13 protein-coding genes and 4 pseudogenes are annotated in these 19,759 nt (G+C 59.8%); 6 read left to right on the forward strand and 11 right to left on the reverse strand.

The features are described 5' to 3' along the window. Window positions 1-226: 226 nt before the first annotated feature. Both ACVW16_RS24530 and ACVW16_RS24535 read left to right on the forward strand, forming a co-directional pair. Window positions 227-2,374, forward strand: a complete 2,148-nt coding sequence (locus ACVW16_RS24530; protein WP_456701634.1) for an acetate--CoA ligase family protein — start codon at window positions 227-229, stop codon at window positions 2,372-2,374. Continuing rightward, window positions 2,332-3,117 (forward strand): carnitinyl-CoA dehydratase, encoded by a 786-nt coding sequence (locus ACVW16_RS24535; protein ID WP_456701635.1) that lies wholly within the window; start codon window positions 2,332-2,334, stop codon window positions 3,115-3,117. The genes ACVW16_RS24530 and ACVW16_RS24535 overlap by 43 nt, the downstream gene beginning before the upstream one ends. Before the next feature lie 365 nt (window positions 3,118-3,482). Here the strand turns inward: ACVW16_RS24535 and ACVW16_RS24540 are convergent. After that, a pseudogene (locus ACVW16_RS24540) lies at window positions 3,483-4,437 on the reverse strand (IS481 family transposase). Window positions 4,438-4,564: 127 nt separating this feature from the next. Between ACVW16_RS24540 and ACVW16_RS24545 the strand changes: the two are divergent. Further along, window positions 4,565-5,759, forward strand: a pseudogene (locus ACVW16_RS24545) (IS3 family transposase). A 229-nt stretch (window positions 5,760-5,988) separates the two neighbouring features. Here the strand turns inward: ACVW16_RS24545 and ACVW16_RS24550 are convergent. Next, window positions 5,989-6,870: a 3-keto-5-aminohexanoate cleavage protein gene (locus ACVW16_RS24550; RefSeq protein WP_456701636.1), complete on the reverse strand. Its 882-nt coding sequence runs from the start codon at window positions 6,868-6,870 to the stop codon at window positions 5,989-5,991. Window positions 6,871-7,914: 1,044 nt separating this feature from the next. Next, window positions 7,915-10,419 carry a CoA transferase gene (locus ACVW16_RS24555; RefSeq protein WP_456763508.1) on the reverse strand — a complete coding sequence of 835 codons (2,505 nt, stop codon included), beginning with the start codon at window positions 10,417-10,419 and terminating at the stop codon, window positions 7,915-7,917. A gap of 1,638 nt (window positions 10,420-12,057) precedes the next feature. On the opposite strand from ACVW16_RS24555, the gene ACVW16_RS24560 reads away from it, so the two are divergent. The 3 genes and pseudogenes from ACVW16_RS24560 to ACVW16_RS24570 all read left to right on the forward strand — a co-directional run. Further along, complete coding sequence (locus tag ACVW16_RS24560; RefSeq protein WP_456701638.1) at window positions 12,058-13,041, forward strand: 3-hydroxyacyl-CoA dehydrogenase NAD-binding domain-containing protein; 984 nt, start codon at window positions 12,058-12,060, stop codon at window positions 13,039-13,041. Next, window positions 13,028-13,483 (forward strand): thioesterase family protein, encoded by a 456-nt coding sequence (locus ACVW16_RS24565; protein WP_456701639.1) that lies wholly within the window; start codon window positions 13,028-13,030, stop codon window positions 13,481-13,483. Before ACVW16_RS24560 ends, ACVW16_RS24565 begins: the two co-directional genes overlap by 14 nt. A 178-nt stretch (window positions 13,484-13,661) precedes the next feature. Continuing rightward, window positions 13,662-14,319: pseudogene (locus tag ACVW16_RS24570) on the forward strand (transposase); the annotation flags it as partial. A 14-nt stretch (window positions 14,320-14,333) separates the two neighbouring features. Here the strand turns inward: ACVW16_RS24570 and ACVW16_RS24575 are convergent. The 8 genes and pseudogenes from ACVW16_RS24575 to ACVW16_RS24610 all read right to left on the reverse strand — a co-directional run. Next, window positions 14,334-14,564: pseudogene (locus ACVW16_RS24575) on the reverse strand (integrase core domain-containing protein); the annotation flags it as partial. A gap of 268 nt (window positions 14,565-14,832) precedes the next feature. Continuing rightward, complete coding sequence (gene istB / locus ACVW16_RS24580) at window positions 14,833-15,576, reverse strand: IS21-like element helper ATPase IstB (RefSeq protein WP_456705170.1); 744 nt, start codon at window positions 15,574-15,576, stop codon at window positions 14,833-14,835. A gap of 222 nt (window positions 15,577-15,798) precedes the next feature. After that, the gene (locus ACVW16_RS24585; protein ID WP_456705171.1) at window positions 15,799-16,986 is read right to left on the reverse strand and encodes an IS110 family RNA-guided transposase; all 1,188 of its coding nucleotides are present in this window, start codon (window positions 16,984-16,986) and stop codon (window positions 15,799-15,801) included. Window positions 16,987-17,159: 173 nt separating this feature from the next. Next, window positions 17,160-18,167 (reverse strand): IS21 family transposase, encoded by a 1,008-nt coding sequence (gene istA, locus ACVW16_RS24590; RefSeq protein ID WP_456701640.1) that lies wholly within the window; start codon window positions 18,165-18,167, stop codon window positions 17,160-17,162. Beyond that, entirely contained in the window at window positions 18,112-18,561 is a 450-nt protein-coding gene (locus ACVW16_RS24595) for a sigma factor-like helix-turn-helix DNA-binding protein (RefSeq protein WP_456701641.1), read from the reverse strand. Before ACVW16_RS24595 ends, istA begins: the two co-directional genes overlap by 56 nt. Window positions 18,562-18,745: 184 nt before the next feature. Further along, a complete protein-coding gene (locus ACVW16_RS24600; RefSeq protein ID WP_456701642.1) occupies window positions 18,746-19,003 on the reverse strand; it encodes a hypothetical protein in 258 nt (85 codons plus the stop codon). 22 nt (window positions 19,004-19,025) lie between these two features. Next, complete coding sequence (locus ACVW16_RS24605; protein ID WP_456701643.1) at window positions 19,026-19,340, reverse strand: IS3 family transposase; 315 nt, start codon at window positions 19,338-19,340, stop codon at window positions 19,026-19,028. Window positions 19,341-19,386: 46 nt separating this feature from the next. Next, window positions 19,387-19,704, reverse strand: coding sequence for a transposase (locus tag ACVW16_RS24610; RefSeq protein ID WP_456770590.1), 318 nt, complete (start codon window positions 19,702-19,704; stop codon window positions 19,387-19,389). Window positions 19,705-19,759 lie beyond the last annotated feature (55 nt).

Below are 19,759 nucleotides of genomic sequence, written 5' to 3' on the forward strand. Positions count from 1 at the left end.
GCGTGAGTAAACTTGTCAAGCCGGCACTCGTGTTCCAGTTGAGGCTTCACTGGGCAACCGTGCGGGTGTGAGCAGCTTGGGTATGAATCCGGTGATCAATTTGACCGCAGGATCCCTGTGACCTCCCCTATCTGGGGAGTTGCTGTTTGACGCAATTCCCCGCAGGAGTGGGCGATGGATCGCCGTTGGAGTCCCCAGCGCGATCTTGGTTTTTAGGACCTGATCGATGCATAAGTTAGAGCGCCTCCTACGTCCGAAATCTATCGCTGTCTTCGGAGGTCGACAGGCCGCATCTGTTGTTACGCAATCCATTAAGATAGGGTTTGCGGGCGAGATCTGGCCGGTGCACCCAACCAAAGATGAGATTGCCGGCCGAAGGGCCTACCATTCTGTGGCCGATCTGCCCGGTGCGCCTGACGCCGCTTTCGTCGGCGTGAACCGGCATCTCACTATAGGCGTGATCTCATGCCTCGCCTTGCGCGGCGCGGGGGGCGCCGTTTGCTATGCTTCCGGCTTTCTCGAAGTCGGAGCCTACGACCACGACGGCGAACGGCTGCAGAGTGAGCTGGTTAAGGCTGCCAAAGGCATGCCGATGCTTGGTCCGAACTGCTATGGTCTGATCAACTATGCCGATGGGGCACTCTTGTGGCCTGACCAGCATGGCGGCGTTAGACTGGCCGAAGGAAGCCGTGGCGTCGCTATTATCACGCAGTCTTCAAGCATCGCCATCAGCATGACGATGCAGAAGCGTGGCTTACCAATCGCTTTTCTGATGACCGCCGGCAATCAGGCGCAGATCGGTCTCTCCGAGATCGCCCTTGGTTTGATTGAGGACGATCGCGTCAGCACACTCGGGCTCCACATTGAAGCGTTCGATTCCGTAGCCGGTTTCGAAAGGCTTGCCGCGCGTGCGCGAGAGTTGAAGAAGCCGATCATCGCTATGAAAGTCGGCCGTTCCGAGCAAGCGCGTCACGCAACCTTATCGCATACCGCTTCGCTTGCTGGCTCGGACGCCGCTTCCGACGCATTCCTGAAGCGGCTTGGTGTCGCCCGCGTCGAATCGATTCCCGCCTTCGTCGAGGCGCTGAAGCTTTTGCACGTAACCGGACCGTTGCCTGGCCCACGCCTCTCCTCGGTCAGTTGCTCGGGTGGCGAAGCTTCGGTCTTGGCGGACAGTGCGGAAGGGCGTCTCGTACATTTTCCTCGCCTCACCGACGAGCACCGCGCCAGTGTTAAATCGACGCTTGGGCCGCTGGTTGCGGTGGCCAACCCGCTCGACTACCACACCTTCATCTGGAACAACGAGCCGGCGCTGACCGACACCTTCACGGCAATGGTTGCGGGTGGCCTTGATCTCAACATGATGGTGCTTGACTTCCCGCGTCCCGACCGCTGCTCGAACACCACTTATTGGCCGAGTATACGCGCATTCGAAGCGGCGCTGAAGGCCAACAAGGCGCGGGGCGCGATTGTCTCGTCGCTACCCGAGAACATGCCTGAAGAGTACATTCCCGGAATCATAGAGCGTGGCATAGCGCCTTTACAAGGGATTTCAGAAGCGATGCAAGCTGCAGAGGCGGGAGCTTTTATTGGCACGGCGTGGTCGGGGCCGCGGGCCGAGCCAATCGACACCGCGGCTGCAGGTAGGCTTGCCGGCGATCGTCTAGTAATTGAGGAGGCCGAAGCCAAGGAAATGCTGCTCAAAGCTGGGCTGCCCGTGCCAAAGGGCGAGCGCGCCGGCAATGCGGAAGAGGCAGTGACCGTATCCAGGGCGCTCGGAGTTCCTGTAGCACTGAAGGCGCTAGGCGTCGCGCACAAATCGGAAGTTGGTGCGGTGCGGCTGAATCTGTGCGACGCCGAGTCGGTTAGTGCCGCAGCGCATGATCTGCTCGCGCTCGGGTCAGGGCTCTACGTCGAACGTATGGTACGCGACGGCGTCGCCGAACTAATCGTCGGCTTCGTCCGCGACCCCATGTTTGGCACAGTAATGAGGCTCGGCACCGGCGGCGTACTGGTTGAGTTGTTGCGCGACACGGTAACCCTGATGCTGCCGACAACGCACAAGGATATAATAGCAGCGCTGCGCGGACTGAAACTCTACCCGTTGCTGGAAGGCTACCGCGGGCGGCCCAAGGCGGATGTCGCGGCAGCTATCGAGGCCATTTCAGGCCTCGCAACCTTTGTTCAGAAAAATTCCCGCGAGATCGAAGAGGTAGACATTAACCCGCTGATTGTCTGTACAGAAGGCAAAGGCGCCTGGATTGCAGACGCGCTGCTGGTGCTTCGAAGAAGTAAAACTCTGATGCTTGGGAAAACTGGAGAAAATCAGAAATGGTTGGCGTCATCACCACCCGCCGCGAAGGCGCAATCGTAGAGGTCACGCTGGATCGGCCGAAGGCCAATGCCATAGATAACAAAACCTCCCAGCTGATGGGTGATACATTCAAGGCGTTTCGAGACGATCCCGAGTTGCGCGTCGCAATTGTCAAGACGGCCGGTGATAAATTCTTCAGCGCAGGCTGGGATCTTAAATCGGCAGCAGCTGCGGACGAACTCGGCAACAACGACTACGGCGTCGGCGGATTCGGTGGATTGCAGGAACTACGCGGCCTCAACAAACCGGTGATTGCCTGCGTCAATGGCATGGCAGTAGGTGGTGGCTTCGAACTGGCACTCTCCTGTGACCTGATTTACGCCGCCGATCATTCTTCATTCGCGCTGCCGGAAATTCGCGCAGGCGTGCTGGCCGACGCGGCAAGTATCAAGTTACCAAAACGCATTCCTTACCATATCGCCATGGAATTACTGCTTACGGGTCGCTGGATGGATGCCGCAGAGGCGCATCGCTGGGGTATCGTCAATGAGGTGCTGCCCAAGGAAACGCTCGAGGAACGCGTCTGGGAGATTGCACGACTACTCGCCAGCGGGCCGCCGCTCGTATTTGCCGCGATCAAGGAGACGGTACGCGTAGCGGAGGTCCTCACGTTCCAAGACGCCATAAATAGGATTTCGCGTCGCCAACTCGCGAGTGTAGAAGCCCTCCATTGTTCGGAGGATAGGCTGGAGGGACCACGGGCTTTCGCCGAAAAGCGCAATCCGGTTTGGAAGGGGAGATAGCGCAGTTTGCCTAGAGTGATTCGATCAGTGGGCGGCGTATGCCGCTGTCAGTAAGCACGTGTTTCGTAAGATCCAACCCAATTGTATCAGCTCCTGGCTTGGGAACCTCCGTTTCGAATGATGCACGCCGCCCACCTTGCCACAGCGAAGCTGTGAGGGGTGGCCCAACCCCATCAGTGATGGCAGGCGAACTCGGTGCCATCGTCAGACACGATCATTCCTGGCTTGCGGCGTCGGTCGACGATTGCCGTGACTTCGCGGGCACGAGCCGCCCCGAGATCGACGTGTCCGGAATGCGCCCAGGCATTCCTGCTGAACTGCCCCCCGTTTCGACCGGACACCGGCGTTAGCCGGAGGAGCTAGGCCTAGTTGTGGAGCCTCAAGAGGTTGTCCTCGGTCAGCCCGAGGCGGCTGATCGGTGTTTGTGAGTCTAAACCACCATGGGCCCGATGCCAGTTGTATTGATGCAGCCAGATCGGCAACTCTTGAGCGCGGCGATCGGAGGTTGGATAGGCTTTGGCATAAGCCCATTCGCGTAGTGCGGTTTGGATGAAGCGCTCTGCCTTGCCATTTGTTCTCGGCGTGTAGGGTTTGGTGCGGATGTGCTTGATGCCCAGGTCGCCGCACGCCTCGCCGAAGGCGTGAGATCGGTAGCAACCGCCATTGTCGGTCATGACGCGCGTGACGGTGACCCCAAGGCCTCTATAATAGGCCACAGCCGCCTTGAGAAAAGACACCGCGCTGTCCACCGTCTCGTCCGGTTTGATCTCCGAGAAAGCGACGCGGGAATGGTCGTCAATGCAGACGTGGACGAACTCCCAGCCGACGCCTCGGCTCCTGTTTGGACCACTTGAATCGCCGGTGATGCGATGACCAACCCGCTCGAAACGCCCGAACTTTTTGATGTCGATGTGAATGATCTCGCCTGGAGACTCACGCTCATAACGGCGCTCCGGCTCGGCCGGTTCAAGATCGCGGATCCGGTTCAAGCCCAAACGACGAAGCACTCGGCTGACCGTGGCTGGCGACACCTTGACCTCGATTGCGATTTGGGCCGGTGTGGCGCTGCCGGCGCAAGGCCTCGATGGCGGTGCACGTGGCCGGCAGGGTTTGGCTCGGCGATGAATGAGGTCGAGACGAGCGGTCGAGCAAGCCAGCCACACCGTTCTCGCGGAAGCGCTTGACCCATTTGGCGACCGTCTTCGGCGTCGTGTTGAAAAGGTCAGCCGCGCCGGCCTGGCTCAACCCACCCTCGACTACGCTTCGCACCATCGCCTCTCGACCTTTGGGCGTCAAAGGCGCATTCTTGTGGACGTTCATCTGGTCTTTCCTTGGAACACTGAAGCTTCGCAACCTCAGCTTCCTCGGTTCAGACCAGATGGACAACCTCCTGAAAGACCACACCTAGTCCTAGGCATACGCCTATGTCTGACACAAGGTGGAAGTCATGACCGGCGTTGCCCGGCGGCGGCGATTTACGACGGAGCAGAAGCTCTTGGTCGTCAACGAGACGCTGCAACCGGGCATGTCGATCAGCTATGTTGCTCGTCGCCATGGGCTCTCCCCGAGCCTGGTCTTCCGATGGAGACGGCTGATGAGTGAAGGGGGCGAGGAAGCGGTGCGGGCCGACGAGAATGTGGTCGCCGCGTCCGAGGTCCGGCGGCTGGAGGAACGGGTTCGAGACCTCGAACGCCTGCTGGGCCGCAAGACCATGGAGATCGAGATCCTCAAGGAGGCTCTTGATCTTGCACGGGTAAAAAAACCGACCTTGCTGTCGCGATCGCAGGCACCGGAGGATACCCCGTGAAACGGATCGCAGAGACCCTCGGGGTGGCCCGTTCCAACCTGATTGAGCGAGCGGGTGGCAAGCGCCCGAAGCGCGGTCCCCAGACCCGCGCTGGGGATGCGGAGCTCACGTCTGATATCCGTCGCCTGGTGGATAGCCGCCCAAGCTATGGATACCGGCGGATCGCCGCGCTCCTCAAGCGCGAGCGGCGATCCGCCGGCCACGACCCTGTCAACGCCAAGCGCGTCTACCGACTGATGAAGAAGAGCGGCTTGTTGCTGGCCCGGCATACAGGGCGCCGCACCCGCGGGCCCATGACGGAACGATCATGACAAGCCGCTCCAACGAGCGTTGGTGTTCGGACGCGCTGGAATTCACCTGCTGGAATGGCGAGATCGTGCGGGTTGCCTTTGCCCTGGACACCCACGACCGCGAGGTCATCAGCTGGGTGGCCACAACGGCTGGGATCTCCGGCGAGATGATCCGGGACATGATGGTCCACTGTGTCGAACAGCGGTTCGCCGACATCCGCGCTCCGCGCGAGGTGCAATGGCTGACCGACAATGGATCCATCTTCGCCGCCTATCGCACCCTTGAGATTGCCGCCGCCCTGAACCTGGAGCCCTGCTTCACGCCGGTCGAAAGCCCCGAGAGCAACGGCATGGCCGAGGCGTTCGTCAAGAGCTTCGAGCGTGACTATGTTCGTGTGAACCCGATCCCTGACGCGAGCACCGCCCTGCAGCGGATCGACCAATGGATGGAGGATTACAACTCAGAACACCCGCACTCCCGGGTGGGCTACCGCTTAACGCGGGAGTACATTGCATCACTCAATCGAGCCGAGTGTCCGGTCTGACGGGGGCAACTCCACACTCCCATTAGCGGGGAGGTCTTCCGCGTCAATGGCATTAGCCTTCGTGCAATCGAGCGTGAGGCGAGGATCGCCCCTTCACTGCGCGTGGTTACAAGTTCAGCCATTCGTTCTCTTCTCCATTGTCAGCGCGTTGAGACCAAGCTATCGCTTGATTGCAGAGGACGTGAGCCCACCGTCAAGACGCCCGGCTGTTTCCGACAAAAAGCGGTTCTTAGCCGCGCTTCATCAAGCCGAGCATTTGTCGCGCTTCGGCCGGTGTGGCGATGCTGGCGCCCATCCTCTCAATAATCCCAACCGCGTTGTCGACGAGTTCGGCGTTGGATGCCAGCACGCCGCGCCGCAGATAGATATTGTCCTCCAGCCCGACGCGAATATGTCCTCCTAGTCTCACAATTGCCGCAACCGTCGGCATTTCGTCCGGACCACAGCCAAATCCAGCCCAAATCGCACCGGGAGGCAGGATTTCTTTCATGGCCTGGATCACGATCGGCTCAGCAGGAGCGCCAGTACCGGTGCTAAGGCAGAATTGGAACAGCGGCGGGCCCTTGAGGGTACCTTCTTCGATGAGCTTCTTGGCATTTTCGATGTGGCCGAGGTCGAAGCATTCGAGCTCGGGCTTGACGCCGGCATCCTGCATGAGCTTCGTCATTTCTCGCAAGTCGGACATTCGCGCCACATAGATCGATTCGCCGAACGCCAACAAACCACAATCAAGTGTGGCGATCTCCGGCTTGAGCGTAGTCGCTTGGAGGACACGATCCCTCGGGCACTTGAGCGCAGTGGCCTTGCCAAGCGTTGGCGGGTCGAGGGAATCGAGCACAATCGTACCATCCATTCCGCATGTCAGATTGATGATGACGTCGGTGGACGAGTCGCGCAGCTTCTTTACGACTTGTTCATAAAGCTCCAAGCGATTCGAAGGCGTCCCGTCCTCCTCACGAACGTGGATGTGAACGACGGCAGCCCCTGCTTTCGCCGCATCAATGGCCGCTGTAGCGATTTGCGAAGGCGTCTTGGGGATGTTCGGATGCTTTGCAACGACTGCCGCATTCCCGCCGGTGATTGCGCACGTGAGAACGACTTTTCGGGACATCAAGGACTCCTCTATTGATATGTCGGGACTATCGCGAGACGGAATTGAGCAGTAAGTATTTGGACCTCTCAAGGAGCCGGTGCTCCGGTCTGGAGATTCGCGGTGCGACCCACATTCCGCGCCGGACTTTCGCATTGGCTTTGCCGCGCGATCCGCAGCTTTTCGAGAAACTCCGGGCGAAGTGGCTCTCTTTGGGGCTTACGACCCCGACATTGAGCTGCAAGTGCTCCGCTGTCGTCGACATCATAACAGGGACGTCCGCGGCAGCAGCAACTTCAACCTGATAGCCGATGGCAAAACCGCAGCTCGAACAATCGCCACGGCGCCTTGCGCGACTAGCCTACGCGGAGCGGCAATGTAGGGTCGGACGAGCGCTGGATCGCCGCTCATCGTGCGGTCCACCGTAGATTTTGGCACCTTGATCACGACGGCAAACCCGTAAGTGTCCCGACCGACTCATCAGCAAGCCGAGAGGCGGCGCGCGCGGACCCAACCGGGCTCACGATCAAAGTCCAGGATTCCAACACAGCTTTTGTTTTCAATGCCATTGAGACGTCCAGATCGCAAACGTGTGACGGATCGACTATAGACGCCCGAAGGCGCCGGATTTCCACGAACTTGGCATGGAAACAGTCGGAAATGTGTGTCCCATAGGTAAATTGCGGAGGTTCGCGCCCCCGACATGACTCGGCCGTTCCTCGTGAGCGCATCGTGGACTCGCCACAGATCTACAGGGAAATCGCGTTCCTTCCGTTCGGCCTGTGTGTGATCCAAGCAACAAGATCCTCTGCTGCATTGCCGATCAAACTCGGCTGGCCGTGCCATTGTCCCACCGAGCTATTCGCCTCCATTGCCCTGCGCTAGACTCGGACACTGCAAATCGATCTCACGGTACGAATTTTCCCAGCTCAAACATGTGACGCTCTAGACTCGCGAGCTCTACCTTGCGGTGGGCGCGGTGTCAGGCCATCCTGCGCACTCATTTAATCCCATTCGTATTGGATGCACAACGAGCGCTAAGCGCTTTAGTCCTGGCTCTCCTCCTCAGCTGGGCAAATATTCGCGACTCCAGCTTTCGCTTATGGCTCCCCTGGCCAGCAACCCGTCTATCTCCGCTTCAGCATATTGCAGTGACCGCAGAACTTGCCGTGTCGAGGCGCCGTATTTTTCTGCGGGCGGCAGTGGATGTATCTTTCCAACGGCCAAGCGTATTGCATACGGATCAACCTGCGTTACCGCGTGGCCGCTGGGATGGTCACCAAATATTGAGAAGGAGTAACTGCCCTGTCCGCTAGTCGAAGCACGATCCGCCGGCTTGGAATTTGCAGATCGAATTGCCTCTATGTCCTCGCAAATTGCAGCGCCGATGTCGGCTGCCTTGAATCGTGACAACCATTCTTCAGCGGAAGTCTTGCCGATCGCGTCTGTGAGATAGGAGGCGCGACCATCTTTCGGTACATCAGGTAGTCGTTCTAGCCCTTCGATCGACGCAAAGCGCGGCACGTCGCCCTCTAAGGCGCTGAGCAGAAGGCTGCGGCCGGAGGCCGTCGCATAGAGGCGGGTCAATGCATCATAGCCCCTTACGTCAGGACCGGCAGGTTCGTCGAAGGGTCCACGCCGTTCATAGTCGTAACAGAATGGCAGCTGCGCGAGGCCGGAGACTGCGGAGAGCGAAGTCCGGGCTCGCCCTGCGTGGCCGGTCCTAAGTTTTTGGTACAGTGCGGCAGCAATGCCAAGACCTGCCCCAAACCCGGACATCACGTCAATCGTGCCGTCGTGCGCGTGGTCCTCAGGCTTGTCTGCGGAACCACCGAACCTCAGCATAATGCCCGTTGTCGCCTGGACGAGGTTGTCATAACCCCGGTAGTCGCTGCGGGGGCCGCGACGGACGCCGCCGAAGCAATCGAGCTGACAGAAGACTGCGGCCGGATTGAGCGCTTGCAGGCCCTCCATATCGAGCCCCATGCGCTTGACCTGTTGGTCAGTCGCATTCCAGACGATGACATGAACAGACTTTATCAGCCTGTCGAAAACCTCCCGGCCACCTGATGACCGGAGATCTACCAGAACCGAACGTTTGCCCCGCATATGAGTCATGCCAACGATGACCGTGTTCGAGCAATCGTAAAGAGGGCGCGCAGGGTCGACCTTGATAACCTCCGCTCCGAAACGGCCGAGGTAGTACGTGGAGTGCGGACCAGCGATCACGTTGGCTAAATCGAGGATCCGTACGCCGTCGAGCCATGCTGCGTGGGTCTCCGCAAGCGGGGCCATCGGCGTGCGAGATGGGGTCGCCGAGACCGCGGCGAGTGCCTGATCGAAGTCGCACCACTTCCTGGATTTCGGGGTTAGCATCACTTCCCCGCTTTCCTCCAACCACGCTATCGGCCCGGGCTGGATCATCCGCCCATATACGGGATCGTCGACCTCGATCATGAGGCCGGCGCATTCAGCGTGATCGTCGCTGATCCACTCCTGCAGCCAGCGCTGAGGCGCACCGGGTAATTGCGCTTTCCCGAAGATGCGCTCCCATTCCTTTGCGGTTCGGGTCAGGAAGATGGTTTTCATACGGCCGGCGATCTTGTCGGCCCAGATCTTCGGTAATGGAGACACGCTGACCGAGTGATCGGATCTCCATTCCCGGATCGGAAGATAGGAATCGACCTCCTCTGCCAGACCCTCGGCAACGAGCTCGTTGTATAGTCCGAGAACTTGCAAGCAGCGCTTCGCATGATGCTTGTGGCCTAGGCAAACGACATAGAACATGCGCCCGTCCTTGCATTTGTAGTTGCGGCAAAATGGATCGAGCAACTCCTGTGAAGACTCGTAAGAAAGATCCATCGGCATGCCTGCATCGCGCCGGCGGTCGATCTCGCGCTCGCGTCGTTTCTTATAGCGGAGCGGAAGGTCTTTGATGTGGATGGAATTGTAGGCGAGGCCCTCCAGGAGGGCGCAGGCAAGAGGTACCTCGATGTGGTCGCCAGTCCCGCTGCGCTCCCGCGCTTGAAGTGCTAGAACCGTGGCAGATGCCGCGAGCATCGTACCGTAGGCTGAAGCCAGAGGCAGCGGCGAGAAAGACGGATTGACACCCATCAGCACGCGGTTGACACCCATATTGGTGAACACTCCTGAGGATGCCGCGATTACCCCTTCAAAAGCGCGCCACTCGCGACGAAGTTGGTCGTTCGAAGCAAATCCCGGAACTGACACGGTGATCAGGTCGGGCCGGACGCTCCGCAGGGCCGCGAAGTCAATGCCAAGACGCCTTAGTACCCCCGGGCGGAAGTTCTCGACCACGATATCAGCCTCTCGGATGAGGGTCTGCGCCTGGGATACGCCTTGCTTACTCTTCAGGTCGATCTGGACGATCAGTTTGTTTCGATTAAGGGTCGCATTAGCCGGGCTATGCCAGAGGGGACCTGTTGGCGGGTCGATATGCACGACAGTGGCGCCAAAGTCCGCAAGGATCATCGCAACTGCTGGGCCGGCAATGTACTGGCCGAAATCGACGACCTTGACACCGAAGAGAGGAAGGGTTGAACTTCGCATTGCTATCACTTTATTACTTGTCCGCGAGCGGCTTTTGGTATGCTAGATACTTCGTAGTGATGCTCGGAACGTCCACAACGCGTAGTCCGCGCAAATGGACAATCGGCCTCGAGCGCACGGCCCCACTTTACGGGTATCGGCGAGGCTGGCTGGCAGATCGTGTTTTCTCCCGGCCAGCTTCGACAAACAGGAATCGCTCTGTTGGGTCCGCTATGATCCTGCGGATCCGACCTACTTGGCATGCCCTGGTCTTGCGGTGTCCTGGGCTCAGCGGAACATGCGGACTAGACTCCACACCATATCCTTCTCCTTTGCCCCTGCAGGTCATTAACATCTCGGAAATCATCTTGAGCTTTCCCCTCACTAGAATCTGGTGCTTGCGAGCTCTGGAGAGCTGACTTTAACGCCAGCGCCTCTGCTCAGTGCCATCAATAGATACCCCGCGGACAGACGATCGCCAGCGCCTGTGGCGGAAGCCAGCGTGGCCGGCATCTCAGACCAACGCCTGCCCGTCCAGCATGCGCGCGAAATTTACGATCATCGATTGGGCGCACCGTCAATACAGGTATGCACATGCTGAGGCGCAGTTTCCGCGTTCGATTGATGACAACGGGCGCGGCCCTAAGAGGATGCGTTGTCCTTCCTTGTTGGCTCCATCATAGGCTATCCGACGAGTAGTAATTTCATAGTACAGGGCGAAAGAGGCTCAAGACACTACCAGCCCTGATGGGTAAAGCTGGATGGCTGCTGGATAATGTGACGCAGGCGGTTACTAGTTGGAGAGCTTGTGGAGTGACGGCGGTGTCGATGAGAGCTGCGGCTAGCGCTTGCTCCAGACCTTGGCCGCCATCAAGCGGCCCGCTCAATGCCAACTGCGCGTACAGGTGCGAGGCAAAACCGCCACAGAGAGAACGAGAGGTTCTCGTGGACGGCGAGTCGTGCGCATACCAGCCCGCATCCATCTTCGTCCGCCTGATAAGTATACTTAGGCGATGTTTAGTCCCCGCACTTGCTGAAGTCGAATCTCTCGGGAAATTTCACAGATCAACCTCGGTTTCTACGCACCGTGACGCATCAGTTCAAATTCGCACAAGCCGCTCCGCGTGATCTCAAGTCTCAACCACGACGGTTGTATCTTAACGGTTGGACCAAAAGCACTTGAAGCGCGAGTACCTGGGCCAGTGATTTAGCTCCAATCGTACGCTAGTGATCCTTGGGTTTGCCAGCGTCGCAGCCAGCGTCGAACCCCAGTGGGCCTTGGCCTGCAGTTGCGACTTCATTCAAAAGAATGAATGGCTCCGGCCGTTGCGGCGCCCCGTTGCTTGCAACGGTTGCAGTGAAATGGTTCCGCGGCAAGACCGAGCCGGATGGATCGCGCCGCCGCTTTTTGAGTCACTTCACCCAGGATCGAGATGTTTTGATATGAATCCCTTCATATTCTTTCAAGCGCATGAAGAATTTCAGCCGGTTATCCGCCCGGATTAAAGGAAATAGGCGTCAAACTCGATTATGATTCCCTGACTGCGCAAGCTTCATGGCTCTGTCCAGTGCTGCCAACGAAGGTCCGCCTCAGCACTAAAGCAGCTGGGCTAGCGACTCCTCGCCAGCTTGCCGCGGTTTCAAACTGGAGTAAATTGAATGTCGGAATCTAAAGTGTCGCGCGCGCGCAAGATCACCAGGGTCACTTGTATTGGCGGCGGCGTGATCGGAGCTGGTTGGGCGGCGCACTTCATGCGGGCAGGGCTTGATGTCGTGGTGTACGACCAAGCCGCGGACCGAGAGAACTATCTCAAAGAAAGTCTTGCGACGGCTATGCCTGCGCTCACGGAGTTGGGCATGTCCCCCGGCGCCTCGACTTCTCGGGTTTCCTTTACTGCTAATTTCGAAGAGGCATTGAAAGGTACCGATTTTGTGCAGGAAAGCGCTCCCGAAAACATCGACGCGAAAATACACTTGCTTTCAGAAATTGATGCGCTTGTGCCGTCTGATGTTGTCATCGCGTCAAGTTCTTCCGGCTTTCTTGCCTCACAGTTGAGAAAGCGCGCGCGGCATCCGGAGCGCATTCTTGTCGGCCACCCGTTCAATCCGCCTTTTCTGATTCCACTTGTTGAGATTGCCGGAGGCGATGCAGCTAGACAGGCAGCGGATAGCGCGACTGCATTTTACGAATCGACCGGCAGCGAAGTGGTCGAGCTAGACCGGGAGATTGAGGGTTACATCGGCAATCGTGTCCAATATGCCGTTCTCAAAGAAATTCTCTTCATGATGTCGCAAGGGGTGGCCGATCTTGAAGGGATAGATAAGGCCATTGCGGCAGGTCCAGCTATCCGCTGGGCAGCAATGGGCGTCTCTTCTTCTTTGTATCTCGGGAAGAGCGATCCGTCTCAATGGAAGAAGCTCGTGGAGAGCATCGGTCGTGACTTAGACAGCTATACTGCGCCTTCGGACTTCAAGCCAGGCGAGGCGCTGCTGCAGGCATATGCCGAAGAGGTCTCCAACGGGATCGGTGCGAAAGGGCAGGCGGGGCTCATGGCCTTGCGCAATGCTGGCGTGGTGAGCATCCGCTCCGCCTTGGAGCGTGTGCGGGCTAGCCTTGCAGGAGCGAAGCATGGCATGGATTAAGGCGTGGGACGGGATTGTCAAGAAAGACTGGTTGGACCAGCTCGAGCACGTCAATTTTCTGACCTACCAACGCATAGCCGATCTCGCCAGTGGTGAAATCTGGCGCCGGGCAAAGGACAACAGCGGCCTGGCACTGGGTGTTCAGTTCGTCCTGACAGAAACGCATGTTTGTTATATTCGCGAACTGCGGTTGGGCGCGCCCGTCGAAATCTTTACATGCCTCATCGCTTACGACAGCAAGCGGTTCCATCTGTTTCATCGCCTCGAAAGCACCGGCAATCTTGTTTGCACGGTCGAGACAATGAACTTATGCTTCGATCCCGTAACCCGCAGGGTGGCTCCACTCCCAGCCGTAGTTAGCAGCCATTTCGCGTCTTGGGGGAGTTCGCCGCATACCGTCCAGGCGCAATTGTCAATCGGGCGTAGACCATCCTACAATTGAAGCCATCATGCATGTTACAGCGGGTAGATGCTAAACTATGGAGCTGGGGCAGAAGGCAAGCTAGACCTCGATCCGCTGGTGCATCCCGACCCGCAATCGTCGTGATACGCTGGGGGTGACCTGCCACTGAGTATTCCTTCCAAAGGAGTTAGAGTCCGGCCCGAAGAAGGACGGACAGATGAAGCGAGCACGGTCCACGGAAGAGGAGATTATCAGGGTGCTGAAGGAGCATGAGGCCGGGGCGAAGACGACCGATCTGGCTCGCAAGCACGGGATCTCCGAGGCGACAATCCACAACTGGAATGGCCAAATTCGGCAGCATGACGTCTCCAAAACGAAGCGGTTGAGCGCCCCGGAGGAGGAGAACGGGGAAGCTGAAGAAGCTTTTGGCCGAGCAGGTGCTCGATGCAGTCGCACTTCGCGTGCTCCTTTCAAAAATAGCAGGGCCCGCCGGCAAGCGCGCAGCGGTCGCGCATCTGCAGTCCGTCATGAGCCTGTCGGAACGGCGGGCCTGCTCGATTGTGGTGGCCGTCAGAAAATGATTCGCTATTGCTCCGGCCGCCCGCCAGAGGCAGTTCTGCGTGGCCGATTGCGCGATCTCGCCAACGAGAGGCGTTTCGGCTATCGCCGCCTGTTCGTCCTGCTGCGGCGCGAGGGCGGGATCTACTGGGCTTTATCGCGAGGAAGGGCTCACCGTCCGCAAGCGGCGGGCTCGCCGCAAGGCCGTGGGCCGGTCGTGATCGAAGCCAAGCCAAATGCCCGCTGGACTTCGTCCACGACCAGTTCGCCAATGGCGACGCTTCCGCATCCTCAACATCGTCGAGGACGTCACCAAGTGGAGTTGCCCCCGTCAGATCGGACACTCGGCTGGTTTGAGTGATGCAATGTACTCCCGCGGTGAGCAGTAGCCCAGCCGGGAGTGCGGGTGTTCTGAGTTGTAATCCTCCATCCATTGGTCGATCCGCTGCAGGGCGGTGCTCGCGTCAGGGATCGGGTTCACACGAACATAGTCACGCTCGAAGCTCTTGACGAACGCCTCGGCCATGCCGTTGCTCTCGGGGCTTTCGAGCGGCGTGAAGCAGGCTGCGCATTCCAGGGATGGTGATCAGGTGTTCCATGCGATGGTGATCACGGATTCCAGTGATCGTGATCAGGACGGAGGCGAACACGGCTGACGGATTTATGTGTGCTGGAAATGTCCTCCTCGTCAAGGCTGGCGGGTTGGTTCGAAGATCGTTCCGGCGGTCCATGGGAGGGCCCCGTGCGCGGCGCGGAGTGCCCCCACGAGCGACGTAGCGACGCGCGCGGGAGGGGCCTGTGGGCCGGCGGGGCGATCGTGCGCGAGGTGCTCACGGTTTTTTCTTTTCGCCAGCCTGACGCCGTAGACTGTCGCCTTTGCGCTCGAGGCGGTGCGCATTGTGAATGATGCGATCCAATATCGCGTCACCGAGAGTGGGATCGGCAATGACGTCATGCCATTGCGACACGGGGACCTGACTTGTGATCAATAAGGATCCCTTGTCGTAGCGATCGTCGACGATCTCAAGCAGATCACGACGCTGGTCGGCGGTGAGCGGTTCAGGTCCCCAGTCGTCGAGGATGAGGAGATTGACACGCTCAAGCGCGGCGATCAGGCGCGCCAGACGGCCTTCGCCGCGCGCCTGAGCGAGATCGGCGAACAGGCGGGATGCCCGCTTGTAGAGGACGGAGAAGCCGTCGCGGCAGGCTTTGTTGCCGAGCGCACAGGCAAGCCAGGACTTGCCGGTGCCGGTTGGGCCGACAATGACCAGGTGGTTGGCCTCACGGATCCATTGGCTGGTGGCGAGGTTCTGGAAGAGCGAACGGTCGAGGCCGCGAGCGGTGCGATAGTCGACGTTCTCGATGGCGGCAGCTTGACGGAGTTTGGCACTGCTCAAGCGGCGCGTGAGGCGGCGGTTGTCGCGGGCGGTGACCTCGCGATCCACGAGGAGGCCGAGCCACTCGGCGTGCGGCATCTCGGCCGCCTCGGGATTGTTCTGCAGTTCGACGAGGGTATCGGCCATGGCGGCGAGACCGAGGGCGCGCAAGCGATCGACAGTGGGGTGAATGAGCACGATGATCTCCTGATCAGTTGTAGTAGCTGCGGCCACGGATGTTGGCGTGGAAGAGGATGGGCGCCCCTCGGTGGGAGGAGCGGTTCTGTCGGTGCCGTTCTTGAGGATGGCGGCGACCGATTTGTAGGAACGGGCGTTGAGCAGAAGGGCACGGGCGCAGGCGGCGTCGACGCGTTCCTGGCCGTAGCGCTTGACCACCGATGGTGTTGAGAAGCCCTATCGTCAGTTCAAGGCCACTTTTTTTGGCTTCTCCTTCCAGGCCGCCACCATCCGCTCGTACGCCTGCTCGACGCGTGCGACATAGCCAGCTTCCCGCTCACGCAGTTCCTTGATCCAGTAGTCCCGACCCGGGCCAGCCTTGCCATAGGCACGAGGCGCTCCAGCCTTGAGTGCCACCTTCCGGAGTTTCATCGCTGTGAACGCCGGTCGTGCGTAAGCATAATCTTTCCCGGTCCTCAGGACGTGCCAGATCATCACTGCGAGCTTACGTGCCGTGGCGACGGCCGCGACTCCAGCCCCATGCTTCTTTTGCATGCGATTGAAGAAGGCCCGCAGCGGCCCGGGCGCCGTCTTGGCCGACCAGGCCGCTTCAACCAGCATCTTGCGGGCGTCACGATTGCCCTGTTTCGAGATACGACCATGCCTTGGCGGATGCTCTCCCGATTGCCGAACTCGAGGGGTCAAACCGAAGTAGCTGCTGAGCTTATCCGGTGATTGGAAGCGTGCGATGTCGCCGATGGAGGCCAGTACACTCGATGCGGCGACCGAACTCACGCCGGGGATCGTCATCAGCTTGAGAGCCCGTGGATCGTCCAAAGCCTGTTGGGCCACGACTTTGTCGATTTCCGATAGTTGCTTCGTCACGCGTTCGAGTTCCGTGATAAGACGCTGGAGCATCGCACGCTTCTCCGATGGAAGAGGCAGACTGTCCAGCCAATGCTGTCCGTGCTTGCCGAAGAGATAGCCTTTGTAGGGCGGGATGAGGTTGGCATGCAGGATAGCCTTCATTCGTCCTTTAATCCGGATGATCTGCGCCAAGACGCCAGCGCGCTCGGCCATCTGGCGCCGGCGGCTGTAGGTGTCCTCGTCAGCCACCCAGACCTCCGGCAAGAAGCCAGCAGCATGCAACTTTGCCAGGGTCCCAGCATCGACCTTGTCCGTTTTGACTCGCGCATAGGCGATCGCCCGAACGAGCCTCGGATTGGCGACCGCGACGCGCTTAACGTGCGGGCGCAGAATACGTTCGACCGCCGCGCTGTTGCCCGTTACCTCGATGACCACCTCATCCTCGAGGCTGAGTGTCTTGGCAAAGGCGACAAGCCGATCGTGGACGAGATCAACGCGGAGCTGTCGGATTATTGTTCCGTCCTCCAGGATCGCCACTTCGGCGAAGGATCGGTGGATGTCCATGCCGACGATTTGCATGCTTGCTTCTCCTTTGTCTCAGGAGCCAGTGGCTTGCACGACATCTACGGATCCGCGCTCGCAGCGCAGCCGGGCAAGTCGTAGGGGCGGCCAAGTAACAAAGCGAGCTCACAGCTCATGGTCATGGCGGCCTGCCACCGTTTCGTGCTCCAGCGCCCCTATCCCGGCTTGGACAGACTAATCCGGACGACCGGTCCTCTCCACCGGGTTTGAGCGCTGAAAACATCATGCCCTTTAAGAATGCCGATGGCCGAACGGAAGCCCTGTTCCGGATGCGGCCGCGACCGCAGGATGACGTCGATCAGCGTGTCGGCGTCGGGGCCGACCTTGGCGGCTTCGGAACGAATGCGCTCATGGGTCCAGTCGCGATAGCGGCGATGCGAGCTCGGCATATGCTCGGGAACCGTGGTCGGGCGATGCGGCAAGGTGCTGCGCAGATGCGAGGCCACCCGCTTGCCGCGGAGGAAGATCTCGACGGTCTTTTGGGTGACGCGAGCCTCAACCTCCTGATGCACGAGGTTGTGAGGGACGCTGTAGTAATGCTTGGCGATCTCGACGTGATAATCGAGCTTGACCCGGCAGCGCTTCCACTCGGCATACTCGTACGGTTCATCTGGCAAGGGCGTGAGCGCCGGACGATCGAGCTCCTCGAACAGTTCGCGCCGACTTCGCCCCCAGCTCCGCAACGGTCGATTGTTGAGATCGACGAGCAGCGCGTGGATCGCCTCGTTGAGGGCGGCGAGCGAGAAGAAACGGCGGTTGCGCAGGCGCGCCAGAATCCATCGCCCGACGATTTGGACCCCGACTTCGACCTTGGCTTTGTCGCGCGGCCGATACGGCCGTGCCGGCATGATGGCGGTACGGTAATGGCGGGCGAGATCGGCATAGGTCCGGTTGACCATCGGCTCGTGAAAGCAGGCCCGGGTGATGCCGGCCTTCAGATTGTCGCTCACCGTCTGCCGGGCCACACCGCCGAAAAAGCAAAAAGCCCTATGGGAGCCGATCCAGTCCGGCAGGCTCTGGCTGAGGCTGGCCTCAGCGTAGGTGTAGTTCGAGGCGCCGAGCACAGCGACGAAGATCTGCGCGCTGCGCACCTCACCGCTGAGCCCGTCAACTACCTCCATGGTGTGGCCGGAATAGTCGACGCAGCTTCTCGCCGGCGACATGAACCTGGCGCAGGGTCGGCTTGAGGCGGCCGGCCCATTCCTTGTAGCGTTCGCAGAACCACGAATAGCTGAAGCTGTCGGAGTTTGCGTCGCAATACTCCTCCCACAACAGCATCAGCGTGACGTTCGGACGCCGCAACTCGCGATGCACGAGCGTCCAATCCGACTGCGGTCGCTCGTCGCTGGGCCGATCGGAGGGTGGCGGATACAAGCGGTTCTCGAGCTGGACGTCGTCATCCAGCTCGGGCGGCAACGGCCAGGTCAGGCCGGCGCGGCGGGTTCGATTGAGGTACTTGCTGACCGTGCCCTGGGCCAGACCGAGGCTGCGGGCAACGGCGCGCTGCGACATGCCGACGCTGTAGTGCAGGCGTAGAACTTCGCGAACGTGGCGCATGGACAGTCTCTCTGTAGGCATCTCGATCCTCTGCGGTTGGGCAAAAGACCGAGCTACCCCGGTTACAGACTGTCAGCGGTGGACGCCTCCTGGTTGTCCCCCATCATGATCGCTGGAAATAGCGATCACGATCGGCTGGAAACGGTGATCACGATCGGCTGGAACACGCAGCAGGGCTCGAGGTTCAGGGCGGCGGCAATCTCAAGGGTAGGATAGGCGGCGAAGATGGATCCATGTCGGTCAGCCATTGCACCTTGCGCGGAGCCCGGATGTCGGCGAACCGCTGTTCGACACAGTGGACCATCATGTCCTGGATGATCTCGCCGGAGATCCCAGCCGTTGTGGCCACCCAGCTCATGACCTCGCGGTCGTGGCTGTCCAGGGCAAAGGCAACCCGCACGATCTCCCCATTCCAGCGGGTGAACTCCAGGCCTCCGAACACCAACGCTCGTTGGAGCGGCTTGTCATGATCGTTCCGTCATGGGCCCGCGGGTGCGGCGCCCTGTATGCCGGGCCAGCAACAAGCCGCTCTTCTTCATCAGTCGGTAGCCGCGCTTGGCGTTGACAGGATCGTTACCGGCGGATCGCCGCTCGCGCTTGAGGAGCGCGGCGATCCGCCGGTATCCATAGCTTGGGCGGCTATCCACCAGGCGACGGATATCAGACGTGAGCTCCGCATCCCCGGCGCGCGTCTGGGGACCACGCTTCGGGCGCTTGCCACCCGCTCGCTCAATCAGGTTGGAACGGGCCACCCCGAGGGTCTTTGTGATCCGTTTCACGGGTATCCTCCCGTGCCTGCGATCGCGACAGCAAGGTCGGTTTTTTTTACCGGTGCAAGATCAAGAGCCTCCTTGAGGATCTCGATCTCATGGTCTTGCGGCCCAGCAGGCGTTCGAGGTCTCGAACCCGTTCCTCCAGCCGCCGGACCTCGGACGCGGCGACCACATTCTCGTCGGTCCGCACCGCTTCCTCGCCCCCTTCACTCATCAGCCGTCTCCATCGGAAGACCAGGCTCGGAGAGAGCCCATGGCGACGATCAACATAGCTGATCGACATGCCCGGTTGCAGCGTCTCGTTGACGACCAAAAGCTTCTGCTCCGCCGTAAACCGCCGCCGCCGGGCAACGCCGGTGATGACTTCCACCTTCGAAAACGTGTCGGACATAGGATGCCTATAGGAGCCCGTCTGAGTAATGCCT

This window comes from Bradyrhizobium sp. USDA 4474 (assembly GCF_054057515.1).